Source organism: Pseudomonas sp. BN414, from assembly GCF_029871275.1.
Classification (GTDB): Bacteria; Pseudomonadota; Gammaproteobacteria; order Pseudomonadales; family Pseudomonadaceae; genus Metapseudomonas; species Metapseudomonas resinovorans_C.
Map to the genome: position 1 here is coordinate 341,110 of NZ_SSOL01000078.1, position 15,812 is coordinate 356,921.

A 15,812-nucleotide genomic window follows, 5' to 3' on the forward strand; every position below is an offset into this window, starting at 1 on the left:
GTGCGCGACTGACGGTGAGTTTACGTTACACGCAAACGTCTGTATATGTATATACAAATAAAACCACCCATCCAGGGGCCCCTCACCATGTCCGCATTCTTCGCCGAACGTGCCTTGCTGCCGCAGGGCTGGGCGCGCAACGTCCGCTTCGAAGTCTCCTCCGATGGCCTGATCCAGCAGGTCCTGGCCGATACCGACGCGGCCGGAGCCGAACGTCTGCAAGGCCCGGTTCTGGCGGGCATGCCGAACCTGCACTCCCATGCATTCCAGCGCGCCATGGCCGGGCTGGCAGAGGTGGCAGGCAATCCCAATGACAGCTTCTGGACCTGGCGCGACCTGATGTACCGACTCGTGGGACGGCTGTCGCCGGAACAAGTCGGGATCATCGCCCGGCAGCTCTATATCGAGATGCTCAAGGCCGGCTACACCAGCGTCGCCGAGTTCCACTACGTGCACCACGATGTCGATGGCCGCCGTTATGCCGACCCCGCCGAGCTGTCCCTGCAGGTCAGCCAGGCCGCCCGCGATGCCGGCATCGGCCTCACCCACCTGCCGGTGCTTTACAGCCACGCCGGCTTTGGCGGCCAGGCACCGAATGACGGACAGCGTCGCTTCATCAACAGCACCGACAGCTACCTGGCCCTGCAGGAACGCCTGCAGGCGGAAATCGCCCGCCAGCCCAACCAGCGCCTTGGCCTGTGCTTCCACTCGCTGCGCGCGGTAACACCTGACCAGATCAACGCGGTCCTGGCTGCGGAACAGGGCACGCGCCCCATCCATATCCATATCGCCGAACAGCAGAAGGAAGTGGCCGATTGCCTGGCCTGGAGCGGCCGCCGTCCCTTGCAGTGGCTTTACGAGAATGCCCCGGTGGATGAGCGCTGGTGCCTGGTCCACGCCACCCATGCAGAGCCGGACGAAGTGGCCTCCATGGCATCCAGCGGCGCAGTGGCCGGGCTCTGCCTGACCACCGAGGCCAACCTGGGTGACGGCATCTTCCCGGCGGTGGACTTCCTCGCCCAAGGCGGTCGCCTTGGCATCGGCTCCGACAGCCATGTGTCGGTCAGCGTGGTGGAGGAACTGCGCTGGCTGGAGTACGGCCAGCGCCTGCGCGACCAGCGTCGCAACCGCCTCTATCGCGCTGACCAGCCCCAGGTCGGCCGTACCCTGTTCGATGCGGCCCTGACCGGCGGTGCCCAGGCCCTCGGTCAACCAGTGGGCGCCCTGGAAGTCGGCAAGCGCGCCGACTGGCTGGTGCTGGATGGCAACGACCCCTACCTCGCCACGGCGGAGGGCGACGCCCTGCTCAACCGCTGGCTGTTCGCCGGCGGCGACCGTCAGGTACGCGACGTGATGGTGGGCGGGAAGTGGGTGGTGCGCGATGGCCAACATGCGGCCGAAGTGGAAACCGCGAAGGCGTTTGCCGGGGTGTTGCGGGAAGTCTTGCGCTAACGCCGAACACAGACTTCCGTAGGTTGCGGCTGAGCTACGCGAAGCCCAACATTCGCCGGCTGGCAGATGTTGGGCCGCGCTGCGCTTGGCACCAACCTACGGATGGTGCGCCGAATCGTTGAGGGCACTGTCCGGCACGCGCCAGATCAGCCGGTCCGTGTCATACCCCTGCTCTTCCGCCACTTCCAGCAATTGCTCGCGGGTCTTCTCCGATACCACTGGCGTGCGCGACAGCAGCCAGAGGTACTTGCGGTCCGGGTTGCCGACCACGGCAGTGCGGTAGTCGTCGTCCAGATAGAGCACCCAGTAGTCGCCCTTGGCGATGCCTGGCGCAAGCCGGGAGAACCAGTTGTCGAAACGCACCCAGAGCTTATCGGTGCGCCCCTCCACCTGCGGCACGGCGTTGCCGCGTGCTTCTTTCCAGCCTCCATCAAGCGTCCGGCAGCGGTTCAGCACCTCCAGTTCACCATCGCCTTGCAGGCGGTAGTGGGCTTCGGACTGGGCGCATCCGCGCTGGAAGAACATCGGCAATCGCGCCAGCTCGTACCAGGTGCCCTGGTAGCGCGTGAGGTCCACCGCCGACACAGTGCGCGGCGCGGGCGCTTCGCCATGGCTGGCACAACCGGCCAGCAACAGGGCCGCCAGCAGCGCGCCGGCGCGTTTCACTTGAGTCCCTTGCCGGAGAACATCAGCACCTTCTCCCCGGCGTACTGCACGCTGACGAAGGCCTTCTCGTCACCCCAGGTGCAGCTGGTGAAGCCCACAGCGCCGGAGCACTCGGTCGGGCTGCCGAGCAATTGCTCCACCTCGGCCTTGGTCATGCCGGACTTGAGCTTGGAATAGTTCTCCTGGTTGAGCTTGTTGCAGGCGGCCAGCACCAGGCAGCAGGACAAGAGGGCGAGGGTACGCAGCGACATGAAGCACTCCTTGGCGGATGGAACGCGACCTGCCAGAGAGGGCGGGTCGCAATATTGTTCCATTCGATTCTAGAAGCGCGAACCGGGTTCCCGCAGGAAAGCGTTTTCTTCGTCGCTGGAAACGCGACCAAGTACCGCGTTGCGATGGGGAAAGCGGCCGAAGCGGGCGATGACGACCCGATGGCGCTCGGAGAAATCGAGGAAGTTTTCGAACAGCGCCCGCTCGGCGGCATCGGCGCCATCCAGCAGCAGGCGGTAGCGGTACAGGGCGCGCTCCTGGCTGGCGAGGTCCTCGGCGTGCTCCAGTACCAGGCAGATGAACACCTGGCGAATAGGGCTGAGAGACCGGTCCAGGCCGCGAGCCAGGCCGTCGGCGACCAGCGCCTGGGCGCGGGCGTCACCGGAGAAGCCTCGCGGGTCGTTGCGGAACAGCATGCGGGGCAACTGATCCAGCAGCAGCACCAGCGCCAGCCAGCCGTCCGGCTGTGCGCTCCAGTCGGCAAGGCCGCCTTCCAGTGCCTGTTCGACCAGGCCACCGAAGCGCTCACGGGCTTCGGCGTCCTGATGGTCTTTCTTGCCGAACCACAGACCCTGGCGCGCCGCGGCGACCTGGTTGGCGGAGGCCTCAGGGCCGAACCACCAGTCCAGTAGCGGCTGCCAGGGCTGCATGGGTTACTCCTGGTGGTAACCGGTGACGCGGGCGACTTCTTCCTTGGAACCCAGGAAGACCGGCACGCGCTGGTGCAGGGAGGTCGGCTCGATGTCGAGAATGCGCCGACGACCATCGGTGGAGGCGCCGCCGGCCTGCTCGATGATGAAGGACATCGGGTTGGCCTCGTACATCAGGCGCAGCTTGCCGGGCTTCTCCGGTTCACGGGCGTCCCAGGGGTACATGAAGATGCCACCGCGGGTGAGGATACGATGGACGTCGGCCACCATGGAGGCGATCCAGCGCATGTTGTAGTTCTTGCCCAGTTCGCCTTCCTTGCCGGCCAGCATTTCGCTGACGTAACGCTTCACCGGGGCTTCCCAGTGGCGCTGGTTGGACATGTTGATGGCGAATTCGGCGGTGGTTTCCGGTACGCGGATGTTGTCGTGGGTGAGCACGAAGGAACCCAGCTCGCGATCCAGGGTGAAGCCCTTCACGCCGTCACCCAGGGTCAGCAGCAGCATGGTCTGCGGACCGTAAATGGCGTAGCCGGCGGCCACTTGCTTGGTACCCGGCTGGAGGAACGCCTTCTCGTCCAGACTGTCGTTCTGCGACAGGTACTGATCCGGGCAGCGCAGCACGGAGAAGATGGTGCCCACGGACACGTTGACGTCGATGTTGGAGGAGCCGTCCAGCGGGTCGAATACCAGCAGGTAGGCACCCTTCGGGTACTTGCCGGGGATCTGGTAAGCGTTGTCCATTTCCTCGGAGGCCATGCCGGCCAGGTGGCCGCCCCACTCGTTGGCTTCCAGCAGGATTTCGTTGGACATCACGTCCAGCTTTTTCTGCACTTCGCCCTGCACGTTCTCGGTGCCCATGCTGCCGAGCACGCCGCCCAGCGCGCCCTTGGACACCGCATGGCTGATTTCCTTACAGGCGCGCGCGACAACCTCGATGAGGAAGCGCAGATCGGCAGGAGTGTTGTGGCTTCTGGTCTGCTCGATCAGGTAGCGACTCAGGGTAACGCGGGACATGGAATGGCTCCGGAGGGTGGAAAAATGCGCGCAGTTTAGCGCGAGTCGAATGGCATTGCCTCTCAGCGGGATGGAAGGTGCTGAAACGGCAGTGAATGCGGGCCATGGAGGCCCCGAAAATATCTGACGCTGCTGTCGGCCACTGGTTCAGCCATCAATCGACATCACTCGCGGCGAGCCGGCTCACCTGGTTGCGGCCATTGCGCTTGGCCTCGTAGAGCGCGGCATCCGCCACCTGCATCAGCTCCTCCAGGGCCTGACCCTGCATCGGCCAGACCGCCAGGCCGGCGGACAGGGTCACCGACAGCGGTCCTTCGCGGGTAGGCAGCGGCTGGCCGGCAAGTGCCCGGCAGAGCGCCTGCAGCCGCGCGAATGCCTCATCGCCGGTGGCGCCGGGCAGGAGCAGGAGGAACTCCTCGCCGCCGATACGGAACACCGCATCGCTGCCGCGCAGGTTGCCGGTGAGGTGGATGGCCACCGCGCGCAACACATCGTCGCCGACCAGGTGGCCGTGGCGGTCGTTGAGTTGCTTGAAGTGGTCGAGGTCGATCAGTGCCAGGGCGATGGGGGTGCGCTCGCGCTGGCTGCGGGCCTGCTCGCGAGCGAACAGTTCGCTGAGGTGGCGGCGGTTGTAGAGGCCGGTCAGCGGGTCCCGCAGCGCCTGCTCCTGCAATTGCTCGTGCAGACGGGTGATGGTGCGCAGGCGCTCTTCGCTGGTTGCCAGCGCCTCCGCCAGCTTGAGCTCACTGCAATGGCGCTCGGTGATGTCACGCAGGTAGAGCATCTGTCCCAGGATGGACGTGCCACTGCGGGTAACCCGCTCGATATCGCGGGAGCGGACCTCGAAATAGCGCGAGGAGCTGGCCGGCACCAGAAGCATCTCCTTTTCCGCCGCCACCAGCATCGCTTCCAGCTCCAGGCCGTACACCGGCCACCTGGAAAGCGTCATGCCCTGCCAGCCTCCGGGTTGCCCGGCCAGCGTCAACGCAGCGGGGTTGGCATCGATCACACGACGCTTCGGGTCGACCACCAGCACCGGGTCGGGCAGCTCCTCCAGCAGCAGGTGGCGCGCCACCGGTACCAGGTCGAAAAGGCGCACGCCGAGAATCAGGAAGGTGAACGCCACCAGGGTGAAGGCGAAGCTGAAGGGTGTCGGGTCGAAGCCGAACAGGGTCCAGCCGTAAACCACGTAGCTCAGGTTGACGGCCCAGGGCACGCAGGTGACCACCACGAAGGCCAGGTAGTGACGGCGGTGCACGCCTTGGCTGGCCAGCGCGGCGCGGGTCACCACGGCCAGGCAGAACACCATGAACAGGTAGACGTAAGCGGCCACGGCATCGAAAAGCGGGCCATGGTCGTAGCGGATCGCCGCGCCCAGCGTATCGTCCACCGGCAGGGTGCCGGGGCCATAGAACAGCTGGTGCCAGGGGTTGCTCAGCGCCATGGCAGAGGCCACCAGCGGGCCAATACCCAGGAGCAGGAAGGCGCGCAGCCTCAGGGGCTCGCGAATGCTGTTGACGTACTGCCAGAGAAACACGGCCCAGAAAGTCGGCACGCCGATGATGCCCGGCCAGGCCATGCTGGCCCAGAGCACCTTGCACTGCGGACCCTGTGCGGCCAGCTCCAGGCCGGCAGCCGCGAGCCACCAGCAGATGCCGGCATGCAGGACGAGAAAGCTCTCGCGGCCAGGGAAATGACGCTGACGGCGAACCCAGAGGGCGATCAACACCACACCGATGCCGACGGCAATGGTCAGCGCCACCGGCCCGTTGAGGCTCCAGCCACCGGCCAGGCAGGCGTTCATCGCCGGGCTCCGGAGAGCACGGCGCGGGGAGACAGGGATTCCGGATGGAGCGGCTGGAGGCTGGGCACCTGATCGTCCTGACCTGACGTGGAGCCGCCTGCTGCGGCCTTTGGAATGACAGGACAAAGATACATCAAAAAGCCACTATCCCTGCATGGTCATTCGCACATCATCAGGACCGCGCCTCCGGACGCCTCAGCAGGCTGAACGCCATGGCCCCCAACAGACCGACGCCAAGCAGCAACACCGCCCAGAGCCCGACGCGCTTCCACACGACCTGACCGGCGGTCTGCCGCTCAACTGGATGGACGCCGGTCTGCCCGGGAATCGCCACCGCTTCGGCGCGCCCCATCTTTCCCAGGCTGGAGCTGTCGAAACCCGGCACCAGCGTGGACAGGGGCAGTTCAGCGCGGCTGACCTCGAGATTGCCCAGGGCGAGCGTGAAGGGCGGATTGCCCCGAGCGAGGAAGACCACCTGGGTGGCATGCATGCCCACCTCCAGGCGGGGCACCTGCTGGCCAAAGCCGCCGGCACGCTGGTCGACCGTCAGGCGCAGCTGTTTGATCGCCATCCAGCCCGCAAGGTCCAGCTCTTCCTGGGCGACTTCCTTGCCTTCCTGGGGTAACCGGTAAAGCAGGCCGGACATTACCGGCTGCCATTGCGGGGCACCGTCGCGGCGAGCTTCCACCTGCACTGGCAGCAAGCTGCCGGACCGCTCCACGGCGATCCGCAGGCGCTCGATAGGCAGCCCCAGCGGCAGGTCCCAGACGTACTGGCCATCCTTGCTGCTGATCGGTTCCAGCGGCGCGGACCAGGCCATCGCCGCCGGGAGACTTTCACGACTGGCGCTGAACACCTTCACCCCAGTCAGGTCCGCTGCGCGCCGGGGGCTCTGCCAGAGCAGTCGGAGGTAACGTGCGGAGCGTCCGGGAAGGGTCACTTCGCGCTGGTCTATGCGTTGGTCAGCAAACGACAGGCGCGCCACCTGTCCATCGCCCCACGACTCCCAATGCTGCAGGTCATCGCTGGCCTCGATGCTGAAATGCTGGAAGCCGTCCGCTGCGCTGCTCCAGTCCAGGCTGAGCTTTTCCAGTGGGGCCTGCACGCCGCTGGTGTCCAGCAGCCAGCCACGCAATTGCTCACCTTCGGCCGCTGGACTCTCCGGCACCACCTGCACGACGGTCCCGGTCGTGCTGCGCTCGATCCTCACGCTGGGCAAGGCACCACTCCCATCCGCCGGGCCGCGCAGGGGGAACCAGCGCACTGCGTGCTCGTGACGGGCACGACGTTCGCTGGCGCTGCTGCGAGTCAGGGCGTAGGCCAGGGACTCACCCTCCGCGTTGAACACGCGCAGGTCGCGCAGGTCGGCATGACGCGCGGCGAAGTGCAGCGCCATTGGCAGGTCCATGCGATACCAAGGGCCCTGCCCGTCCAGGCGCAGTTCGACGCGGGTAGTGAAGTCCTCCAGTTGCTCGGCGGCGAGCAGCGGCTGGCAGAGCAAGCCCAGGCTGGCCAGCAAGGCCAGTGCGGGGCGGCGCAGACAAGACGATCCGATCATGCGTTGACCTGTTCCTGTTCAGATTCCGCGCGCCTTGGTGGCAGCGGCGCAAAGTAGCCGACGACCAGCAGCAGGACGCCGACGCCGATGAAAGACACGATGCGTTCCAGGCCACCGCGATTGCCCAGTTCGACGAAGAACAGCTTGGCCACCACCAGCGCGATCAGCGCCGCGCCCACCAGCCAAAGTTCGCGCCGCGCCCGCAGGTGGCCGCCAACCATCAGGCCCAGGGCGATGCTGGTCCAGACAATGGACAGGCCGGCCTGCACCAGCATGGAATCCAGCTGCGCGTCCAGTTGATAGGGCACGCCACCCCAATGGTGCACGCAGCGGAACACGGCCGCGGTCGCCAAGGCGAACAGTGATATGCCGGCGACGCCCTGGGGCAGCCAATCCGGCAATGCGCGCAGACCGAGTTGCGGCAGGCAATCACGCAGCCAGAGACAGACACCCAGCAGCGCGAACAGCAGTCCCAGTTCCAGCGGGTTGAGCAGCGGCAGGTAAGGCAGCGGTTCGGCGGCGCCGTCGCTCCAGGCGTTGGCGATCCAGAACCAGGCGAGCATCAGCAGGGCCAGTGGCAACGACGCCCACAGGCGGTATTCACGCGGATAGGCCGCCACCGGCCAGGGCAGACGCGGGCGCAAGGCCACCAGCAACAGCCAGGCGCTCGGCAGCAGCGCCCAACCCAGCCAGCGCCAGGCGTTGTACTGCTCGGAAAGCAGCATCAGCAGGTAGCGCAACTCCAGCGCCAGCACGCCGAGCAACAGCCAGCAGCCCAACACATGGGCGGAACTGCGCGCCCCCGCGGGCAGCAGCCCATCCAGCCTGCGACGGGCCAGCAGGTGCACGACGAACAAGGCGCCCCACCCAGCCCAGCCGAAGTTTGCCGCCGGGTGATAGTGCGGTTCCCAGGCAACGGCCAGCGCCACCACCCCTGCCGGCACCAGCACCAGGCAGAGAACGGCCAATGCTCGCCACTGTTCGCGCCCTGCCAGCCAGACGGCGAACGCCGCACTGCCCGCCGCCAGCAACAGGGCCAGGGGGATTTGCAGTTCAGGCGTGGCGAAACGCGCGATCTCCGCCAACCAGGCCAGCGCCCACCAACCGGCACTCCAGGCCAGCAGCAACTGGGCCAGATGGGCGAGGCTCAGCCCGCCCACTGCCGCTTCCGTGCGCGCGGCACGCTGCAGGCGCCAGGCACCGACGAAGGCCGCCAGAGCCAGCACGGCCGGCGTCCAGAAGCCGGCATGGGCCAGTGGTCGCAGGCCTTCGGGGCTCAGCTCGCCCAGCAGCAGCGGACTCACCGCGAGGAAGCTCATGCCCGCGAGCAGCTGCAGGACCAGGCCAAACCAGAAGCCTGCGCGCTGTTGCAGGCGCAGGCTGAGCCAGAGGATCAGCAGCCCACTGCCGGCCCAGACCGCAGCGGCGGTGCGCCAGGGCAGCACGAAGAGCACCGCGAGATTGACGAACGCCAGTCCCGCCAGCAGCACCAGCGACAATCCGCGCAGCAGTCGCGCATCGCTGCGTGCCAGCGGGTGGCGAGCAGCCAGGATCATCCCGGCAATCAGCGCCAGGCCGATCAACGACGCCACCATCAGTCCGCGCCAACCCGGAACGGAACCGCTGCCCAGGCCTGAGCCATCGAGATCGAGCAGGAAAATCGCGCCACCCAGCAGTTGCACGGCGAATGCGCTGAAGAGGAAGGTGCGCGAGCCCAGCCGCAACCCGGCGAAGAGCGTCGCGAGGCCGGCCAGCGCCCAGGCAATGGCGGTTCCTTCCGCCGCGAAGGCGAGAGGCGCCATCAGGTAGAGGAATGACAGGCCCGCACAGGCAAGTGCCGGAACGAAGCGCCGCTCCAGGTCCGTAGCGGCTTCGTCCGGTGCCCGACGCAGTTGCCAGAACACAAACAGCAGCGCCGCGCCCAGCATCAGGGCACCCAGGGGCGAGCCGTCGAGCAGCGTATAGGTGCCGGCGCGTAACCCACCCAGGAACGCAACCGCGGCACCGAACTGCAGCAACAACGCGAACGCCCGCGCCAACGGACGGCCCTGGCGCAGGCCGAGCCAGTAGATACCGGCGCCTTCCACTGCCCAGGCGGCGGAAGTCCAGCGCGCATCCAGCCCCAGCGGAATGGCCAGACTGCCGAATACCACACCAAGGGCGAGGCAGGTTTCCACCAGCAACAGGGCGCGGCCGGCGGTACGGCCAGCCAGGGCCCGTGCCAGAACGATGTAGAACAGCCCCAGGGCCAGTGCGCTGAAGGCCGCGCCGAACTCGATATGGCGGATCAGCGCCACCTGCAAACCGAAGCCGATGATCGGCGGGCCGAACAGCACGGTGCCGTCCACCGTGTCGCCCTGACGTGCCGACCAGCGCAGCAGTTGATCACGATCCTCTGGCGCGTCCGCCGCCTCAGCCAGCTTGCGCCGGGCGAACAGCAGGCCGATGCCCACGTACATCAGGAAAAACAACACCAGGAAAGGCTCGGTGCTGGCGAAGAGCTCCGGCTGGTAGGAGCGCAGGCCCCAGGCAAAACCGATCCCGAACGTGCCGACGAAGCCGATCAGGTTGAGCAGGCGCCAGGCCTTGAACCAGGCAATGGCGAAGATGCCGGCATTGAGCAGCGCGAAGTAGCTGAACAGCGCCACATGGTTGCCGCTGCCACTGGAGGTGAGGATGGGCGCGGCGAAACCGCCCAGCGCGGCGGCGGCGGCCAGGCCCAGGGCGTCCTGGGCCACGGCGAGGATGGCGGAAAACAGGGTTACCGCCACCAGCAGACCGAAGGCCATCTTCGGGTCCAGCAAGGGGTGCAGGCGCATGGCGGCGAACACCGTCAGATAGAGCACGGCGATCCCCGCGCCCTGAAGCATCAGCCCGTAACTGGGATTGCGCCCGCGCAGCCACCAGCCGAGGCCGAGCAGCGCGATGGCGGCCAGGGCCACGCCGGCGTAGCGGAGTTCCACAGGCACCACCATGCCTTCGGTGGCATAGCGCAGCAGGAAGGCCAGGCCGAGGAACAGCAGCACAACGCCGATGCGCAACACGGTATTGCCGCCGAATAGCCAGTTTCGAGCAGCCGCGAAGCCCCTTCCGAGCAGGGACGGTTCGCGGGGTTTCGGGGGGATCGGCGGAGCCTTGGGAGAAACACCCGGGCGGGCTTCCTGGCCCCAGGCATCGGCTGACGCCGCAGCAACTGGTGCAGGTTGGGGCGCTGGCGTGGCGGCGGCAACGGGCTCGGTCAGCACATCCGCCGGCAGCTCCCAGACCAGATCGGAATCGTCTTCGGTAACAACCTCGGGCGCCGCTTCTGCCGAAGGCACCACGGGTTCGGGAACAGGCGGAGGCGGCACACCCTCGGCCGGTGGCACCCTGCCCTGCTCCACCTTGAGCAGGCGCTCATGGATGGCCTGGGTGCCCTTGTCGAACCGGGCGGCGAAACTGGCGAGCGACTTGCGCAGCTCGGCATTTTCCCGCGTCAGCCACTGGAGCCGGATGGCCTGCCCCAATCCCAGCCCCATCAGGCCGCCGAGCAGGGCTCCGGTGACGCTTTCATCAATCCCGGCCCCGAAGGCCAGGCCAACCAGCATGAAGATCCATTGCATGCAGCGTTTACTCGGATGATTGAGCACTCTGGGCCGCATCCATCGCAGCCACGACCGCCCGGAAGCTACAGGAAACCGGCATCGACCCCATAGAGACGCCTGAGTCCTGGCTCACAGACACAGAAGATTCCTACAACCCAGTCACGCATCGATACAAATCCGGCGAGACAAAGGGAAATTTCGCGTTCCCCGACGGGAAACTGTTCACTTTTTCACCGACACCGCTATGATGCCCGCCCTTCTACCCTAGCCTGCTCGCCGACCATGAAAACCATGATGATCGTCGGTGCCGACCTCGACCGGACGGACACCTGGATCAAATACGAAAAGACCATGTGCCACGCATGCGTCTCCAGCTGCTGCACCATGCCGGTCGAAGCGCGTCTGAGTGACCTGATCCGCCTGGAACTGGTCGCAGAGTTCGAGCGTGGCGAGCCGCCGAAGAACATCGCGAAACGGTTGATGAAGGATGGCGTGGTAGAGCGCTTCAACCAGAAGTCCGGCATCTTCACCCTCACCCGGATGGGCAACAACGACTGCTACTTCCTCGACCGCAAGAGCCGTCTGTGCACCGTTTACGACAAGCGCCCGGATACCTGCCGCAACCACCCGCGGATCGGCCCACGCCCGGGTTACTGCGCGTTCAAGCCGAAGGATTGAGCCTTCGGCTTCAGCGGGTCATTTTCTTCACGAACACCACCACGAACAGCGCCATCGTGAAGCTGCCGACGAAGGCCTCGAAGGCCGCCAACGGTCGCGACAGGCCGAGCGGCGCGATGTCGCCGTAGCCAAGGGTAGTGAAGGTCACCACGCTGAAATACATGCAGGCGCTTAGCTCTGTGAGATTGGTGAGCAGGTCCTGATCCAGGGCGAAAGCCAGCTTGACTGCACCGTGGTGGATGCCCATCGCGAAGAAGAGCAAGCCGCAGAACAGCACGAAGCCCAGGGAAAACAGCACCACGCGCAGGGGCTGTTCGCCATAGCCGCAAAACAGGTCCACCAGCCAGGAAAAAAGCCGTCGGGTTGACCAGCGCGGCATCTGCAGACGGCGCGTGACCATCTCGCGGTAGAAGAAGCGCCCCGCCTCTTCGAACAACCCAGCCTTCTCCAGGTGAATACGCAGGTTGCGATAGACCTCTTCGGCCTGCTGCAAGAGGTCCAGCATCAGCGCGGGCTGTCGGCTCCTGCACGCCTCGCGGGCCTCGCGCTCCTGTAGCACGTGTTCGTCCCAGACCACGTTATCCAGGCGAGCGCCATCGAGCTTCACACCGAGCAGATTGGCGTCACGCAAATCGGCGCAGTGCAGGTTGGCATCACGTAGATCGGCCTTCATCAGCGAGGCGCCGCGCAGGTTGATGGCGAACAGATGGGCGCCGCGCAAGTTGGCGCGGTAGAAGTCGCTTCCGGAAAGGTCGTACCCGGTGTGGCTGCCACGGTGCACCAGATCGAGACCGGCCAGCTGGCACCTCTTCAGGCTGAACCCGCGCATCGGCGCCCCATTGCGGGCACGCGCCTCCAGGGCCGGGCCGAGTTCCGGCGTTCCCGATTTGTCCTGTTTGGCATCCCGCCAGAAGTCGTCCTCAGGGGGGATGTCGAGCATGTTGGCAAACCCAGGGTACGGATTTTCAGCCTAGCCCAAAGCCCGAAAATCGCGCCGGAACGGCACCGATGGCTCGCTCGGAACCTTGTAGGAGCTAGCTTGCTAGCGAAAAGGGGCCATTCGCTGGCAAGCCAGCTCCTACGGGCGATGCAGCTACTTGCAACACTTGATGCAGCCCCAGAAAAACGCCTTACAGCTAACAGCTCGCAGGGGCTCAGCCCTTCACCGCCGACAGTACCTTTTTCACCACACTCACCCCAGCCAACACCAGCGCACCAGCAGCAATGCCCGCCAGGCCGTCCACCAGTAGCTGCACCAGCCAGGCGAATCCGCCAACCCCGGCCAACACCGGCTCCAGCAGGTGATGGGCCGCTGGGATGCCGTGCAGGATGATGCTGCCGCCCACCAGGAACATCGCGGCGGTACCGAGCACCGACAGCCCCTTCATCATCCAGGGTGCGGCGGCGAGGATGGCGCGGCCGATGGCCTGGGCCGTCGAGCTGGCCTGGCGCACCAGGTAGAAGCCGAGGTCATCCAGTTTGACGATGCCGGCCACCAGGCCGTAGACGCCGACGGTCATGATCAGCGCGATACCCACCAACACCGTCACCTGCTTGCCGAAAGCGGCATCGGCCACCGTGCCCAGGGTAATGACGATGATCTCGGCGGAAAGAATGAAGTCGGTGCGGATGGCGCCCTTGATCTTGTCCTTCTCCATGGCCACCAGATCCACTTCCGGATCGGCCACGGCTTCGACAAGTTTCGCATCGTGCTGCGCGTCTTCCGCCTCGCTGTGCAGCCACTTGTGTGCCAGCTTCTCGAAGCCTTCGAAGCAGAGGAAGGCACCGCCCAGCATCAGCAGCGGGATCACCGCCCAGGGGATGAAGGCGCTGATCAGCAAGGCCGCAGGCACCAGGATGGCCTTGTTCACCAGGGAACCCTTGGCCACCGCCCAGACCACCGGCAACTCACGCTCGGCACGTACGCCGCTGACCTGCTGGGCATTCAGCGCCAGGTCATCGCCCAGTACACCAGCGGTTTTCTTCGCGGCAACTTTGGTCATTACCGAAACGTCATCGAGCAACGTCGCGATGTCGTCGATCAGGGTCAGCAGGCTGGCTCCGGCCATGGGATGTCCTTGCAGAGGGAGTGACGGGGCGCCGCAGTCCGGCGAAGGCGAACTACAGACAAAAACGCCCCGGCGGTCAACCCGGTGGAGCCTTTCTGCCGGCCGGTTCACGCTCCCCGCTGACCACTTCCATATCCGGCGTCTTGGCCTTTGGCTTGATCAGGCTGAAATCGATCAGCGTCTTCGGCTGATAAGGGTTGCCGATCAGCAGCGGGCGCGCCTGGAAGTCGGCGTTGACCACGCTGCGACTCGGGTCGAAGTCATCGAAACCGATCCCGGCCAGGTCCGCCCAGGTGTGGATGAAACTGGAGCTGCTGTAGGGCCGCTTCAGGCTGGCGGAGAGCTCCTGTGGATGCGCTGCGCGCCATTGTGGGGAGCGCCAGAGCATGAAGGGGATGGTGTACATGGGCGCGGTTGGCGCCGCCTCATTGCGCCCCAGGACCTCCGGCTGCTCAGGATCGAATACCGCTTCGCCGTGGTCGGAGAGGTAGAGCAGGAAGCCGTTGGCGTTGCTCCCGGAGAATCGCTCGATCAGGCTGGAAACCACGTGATCGTTGAACAGTACGGCGTTGTCGTAGCTGTTGTAGGTGGGCAACTGATCGTCAGTGACCGAGTCCGGAACGCCCTGGCGATCGGTAAAGCGGTCGTACTCCTGCGGATAGCGGTACTGGTAGCTCATGTGGGTACCCAGCAGGTGCACCACGATGAACTTGCGCGGTGCCGGGTCGGCCAGCACCTTCTCGAACGGCGGAAGCACGTCATCGTCGTACTGGCGCGCGTTCTGGTTGCGGTTGTTGTTCAGGTAGAACTGCTCGTCCGCCTGCTTGGAGAAGGTGGTGAGCATGGTGTTGCGCTTGGTCAGGGTCTGCTGGTTGGTGATCCAGTAGGTCTTGTACCCCGCCTGTTTCATCATGTTCAGCAGCGAAGGCTTGGTCAGGTAGAGGTTCGGATTGCGCTCGTCCGCGAAGGTCAGCACCTGCTGCAGGGCTTCGATGGTGTAGGGGCGCGGCGTGATGACGTTGTCGAAGACGTCCAGCTGATCACGGATGCGGTCCAACTTCGGTGTAGTCGCGCGCGGATAACCATAGAGGCTCATGCGCTGGCGATTGGTGGATTCGCCGATCACCAGCACCAGGGTCGCCGGCAGCCCTGCATTGGCGTCCTGTAGGTTGGCAAGGGGAGCGATGTTGGCACTGCTCTCCAGCAAGTCATGCATGTCCGCCAGTTGTTGGCGGTACTGGCGATAGCCGACCAGCAACTGCCAGGGCACTGCCGGCTCCATGCGCTTCTCGAAACTGTCGCGCGCCGCCTCGAAGGTATCGTTGCCAAGCCCCTGCTTGACCGCCGGATAGCCGACCAGCGCAGCCAGCAGCGCCAGGCTGGCAAGCATCGCCTTGCTACGAGGCACATGAACCGGCCGCAGCCGCGTCCACAGCAATACGCCGCCCAGCGCATAAGCAAGAAACGCCGGCACCATCCACCAGGCGAAGTACTGCGCCATGTACTCCGAACCTTCGGCCACGTTCGATTCGAACATGATGAAGATGACGCTCTGCGAGAACTCCTGGCCGTAGACCAGGAAGTAGCCAAAGGCCGGTAGCGACGCGAGCCAGAGCAGCAGGCCCAATCCCGCAGAGATAGCCCGGGTGCGCCCCGGGAAGAGCAGCACCGGAATCAACCACAGGCCGCTGAGCAGGAAGGCCTGACGGAATCCGCTGAAACCGCTGGTACCCGTCACCTGGATCAGGAACTGGGTGACACCCGAGAAATACCAGAAGAAGAGGAAGAGCCAGCCGAGCCCGGCCCAGTCGAACCGACGCCCCCCAGCCTTATGTAGATCGAACTTCATAGACATCCGCCCTAGTCGAGCCTTGACCAGTCCATCTGATCGAAAAGCAGGGAATATGACTATGAATGTGTGAAAAGTTCGTCAAAGGTTGTGGGAAATGGTGAGTTTCCATTGAAGCGTTGCAGAGTCGCCGCCGAGAGGAGACGACGCTCTGGAAGGTCTCGACGGGCGGCCTAGAAGGCGGCGCTGCATTGCGCGGCGGTCGGGGCACATAAAGG

The 15,812-nt window shown here is 65.3% G+C and carries 12 protein-coding genes; 2 read left to right on the forward strand and 10 right to left on the reverse strand.

What is annotated here, in order from left to right; all coding sequences use genetic code 11:
• The first annotated feature begins 87 nt into the window (after positions 1–87).
• Positions 88–1,452, forward strand: coding sequence for a formimidoylglutamate deiminase (locus E8E95_RS26850; protein WP_280355207.1), 1,365 nt, complete (start codon positions 88–90; stop codon positions 1,450–1,452).
• Between the two features lie 96 nt (positions 1,453–1,548).
• Here E8E95_RS26850 and E8E95_RS26855 read toward each other — a convergent pair whose 3' ends face one another.
• The 7 genes from E8E95_RS26855 to E8E95_RS26885 form a co-directional block, all read right to left on the reverse strand.
• Positions 1,549–2,118 (reverse strand): lipocalin family protein, encoded by a 570-nt coding sequence (locus E8E95_RS26855; protein WP_280355208.1) that lies wholly within the window; start codon positions 2,116–2,118, stop codon positions 1,549–1,551.
• Entirely contained in the window at positions 2,115–2,369 is a 255-nt protein-coding gene (bamE, locus tag E8E95_RS26860) for an outer membrane protein assembly factor BamE (RefSeq protein ID WP_120654120.1), read from the reverse strand. The genes E8E95_RS26855 and bamE overlap by 4 nt, the downstream gene beginning before the upstream one ends.
• 69 nt (positions 2,370–2,438) lie before the next feature.
• On the reverse strand, positions 2,439–3,038 hold the full coding sequence (locus E8E95_RS26865; protein ID WP_280355210.1) for a DUF924 family protein: 600 nt from the start codon (positions 3,036–3,038) through the stop codon (positions 2,439–2,441).
• 3 nt (positions 3,039–3,041) lie between these two features.
• A complete protein-coding gene (locus E8E95_RS26870; protein WP_077524697.1) occupies positions 3,042–4,052 on the reverse strand; it encodes a class 1 fructose-bisphosphatase in 1,011 nt (336 codons plus the stop codon).
• Between the two features lie 154 nt (positions 4,053–4,206).
• On the reverse strand, positions 4,207–5,856 hold the full coding sequence (locus tag E8E95_RS26875) for a histidine kinase N-terminal 7TM domain-containing protein (RefSeq protein WP_280355212.1): 1,650 nt from the start codon (positions 5,854–5,856) through the stop codon (positions 4,207–4,209).
• A 172-nt stretch (positions 5,857–6,028) separates the two neighbouring features.
• Positions 6,029–7,414 (reverse strand): DUF3999 domain-containing protein, encoded by a 1,386-nt coding sequence (locus E8E95_RS26880; protein WP_280355213.1) that lies wholly within the window; start codon positions 7,412–7,414, stop codon positions 6,029–6,031.
• Positions 7,411–11,016, reverse strand: coding sequence for a DUF2339 domain-containing protein (locus E8E95_RS26885; protein WP_280355214.1), 3,606 nt, complete (start codon positions 11,014–11,016; stop codon positions 7,411–7,413). Before E8E95_RS26885 ends, E8E95_RS26880 begins: the two co-directional genes overlap by 4 nt.
• A 264-nt stretch (positions 11,017–11,280) precedes the next feature.
• Here E8E95_RS26885 and E8E95_RS26890 point away from each other — a divergent pair, with 264 nt between their 5' ends.
• Positions 11,281–11,676, forward strand: a complete 396-nt coding sequence (locus E8E95_RS26890; protein WP_179062554.1) for a YkgJ family cysteine cluster protein — start codon at positions 11,281–11,283, stop codon at positions 11,674–11,676.
• Between the two features lie 10 nt (positions 11,677–11,686).
• On the opposite strand, the gene E8E95_RS26895 is transcribed toward E8E95_RS26890, so the two are convergent.
• The 3 genes from E8E95_RS26895 to cptA all read right to left on the reverse strand — a co-directional run bounded on the left by E8E95_RS26895 (position 11,687) and on the right by cptA (position 15,594).
• Entirely contained in the window at positions 11,687–12,616 is a 930-nt protein-coding gene (locus tag E8E95_RS26895; RefSeq protein ID WP_280355217.1) for a pentapeptide repeat-containing protein, read from the reverse strand.
• A gap of 214 nt (positions 12,617–12,830) precedes the next feature.
• Entirely contained in the window at positions 12,831–13,745 is a 915-nt protein-coding gene (locus E8E95_RS26900) for a DUF808 domain-containing protein (RefSeq protein ID WP_280355219.1), read from the reverse strand.
• A 76-nt stretch (positions 13,746–13,821) separates the two neighbouring features.
• Entirely contained in the window at positions 13,822–15,594 is a 1,773-nt protein-coding gene (gene cptA, locus E8E95_RS26905) for a phosphoethanolamine transferase CptA (protein ID WP_280355221.1), read from the reverse strand.
• Positions 15,595–15,812: the final 218 nt, after the last annotated feature.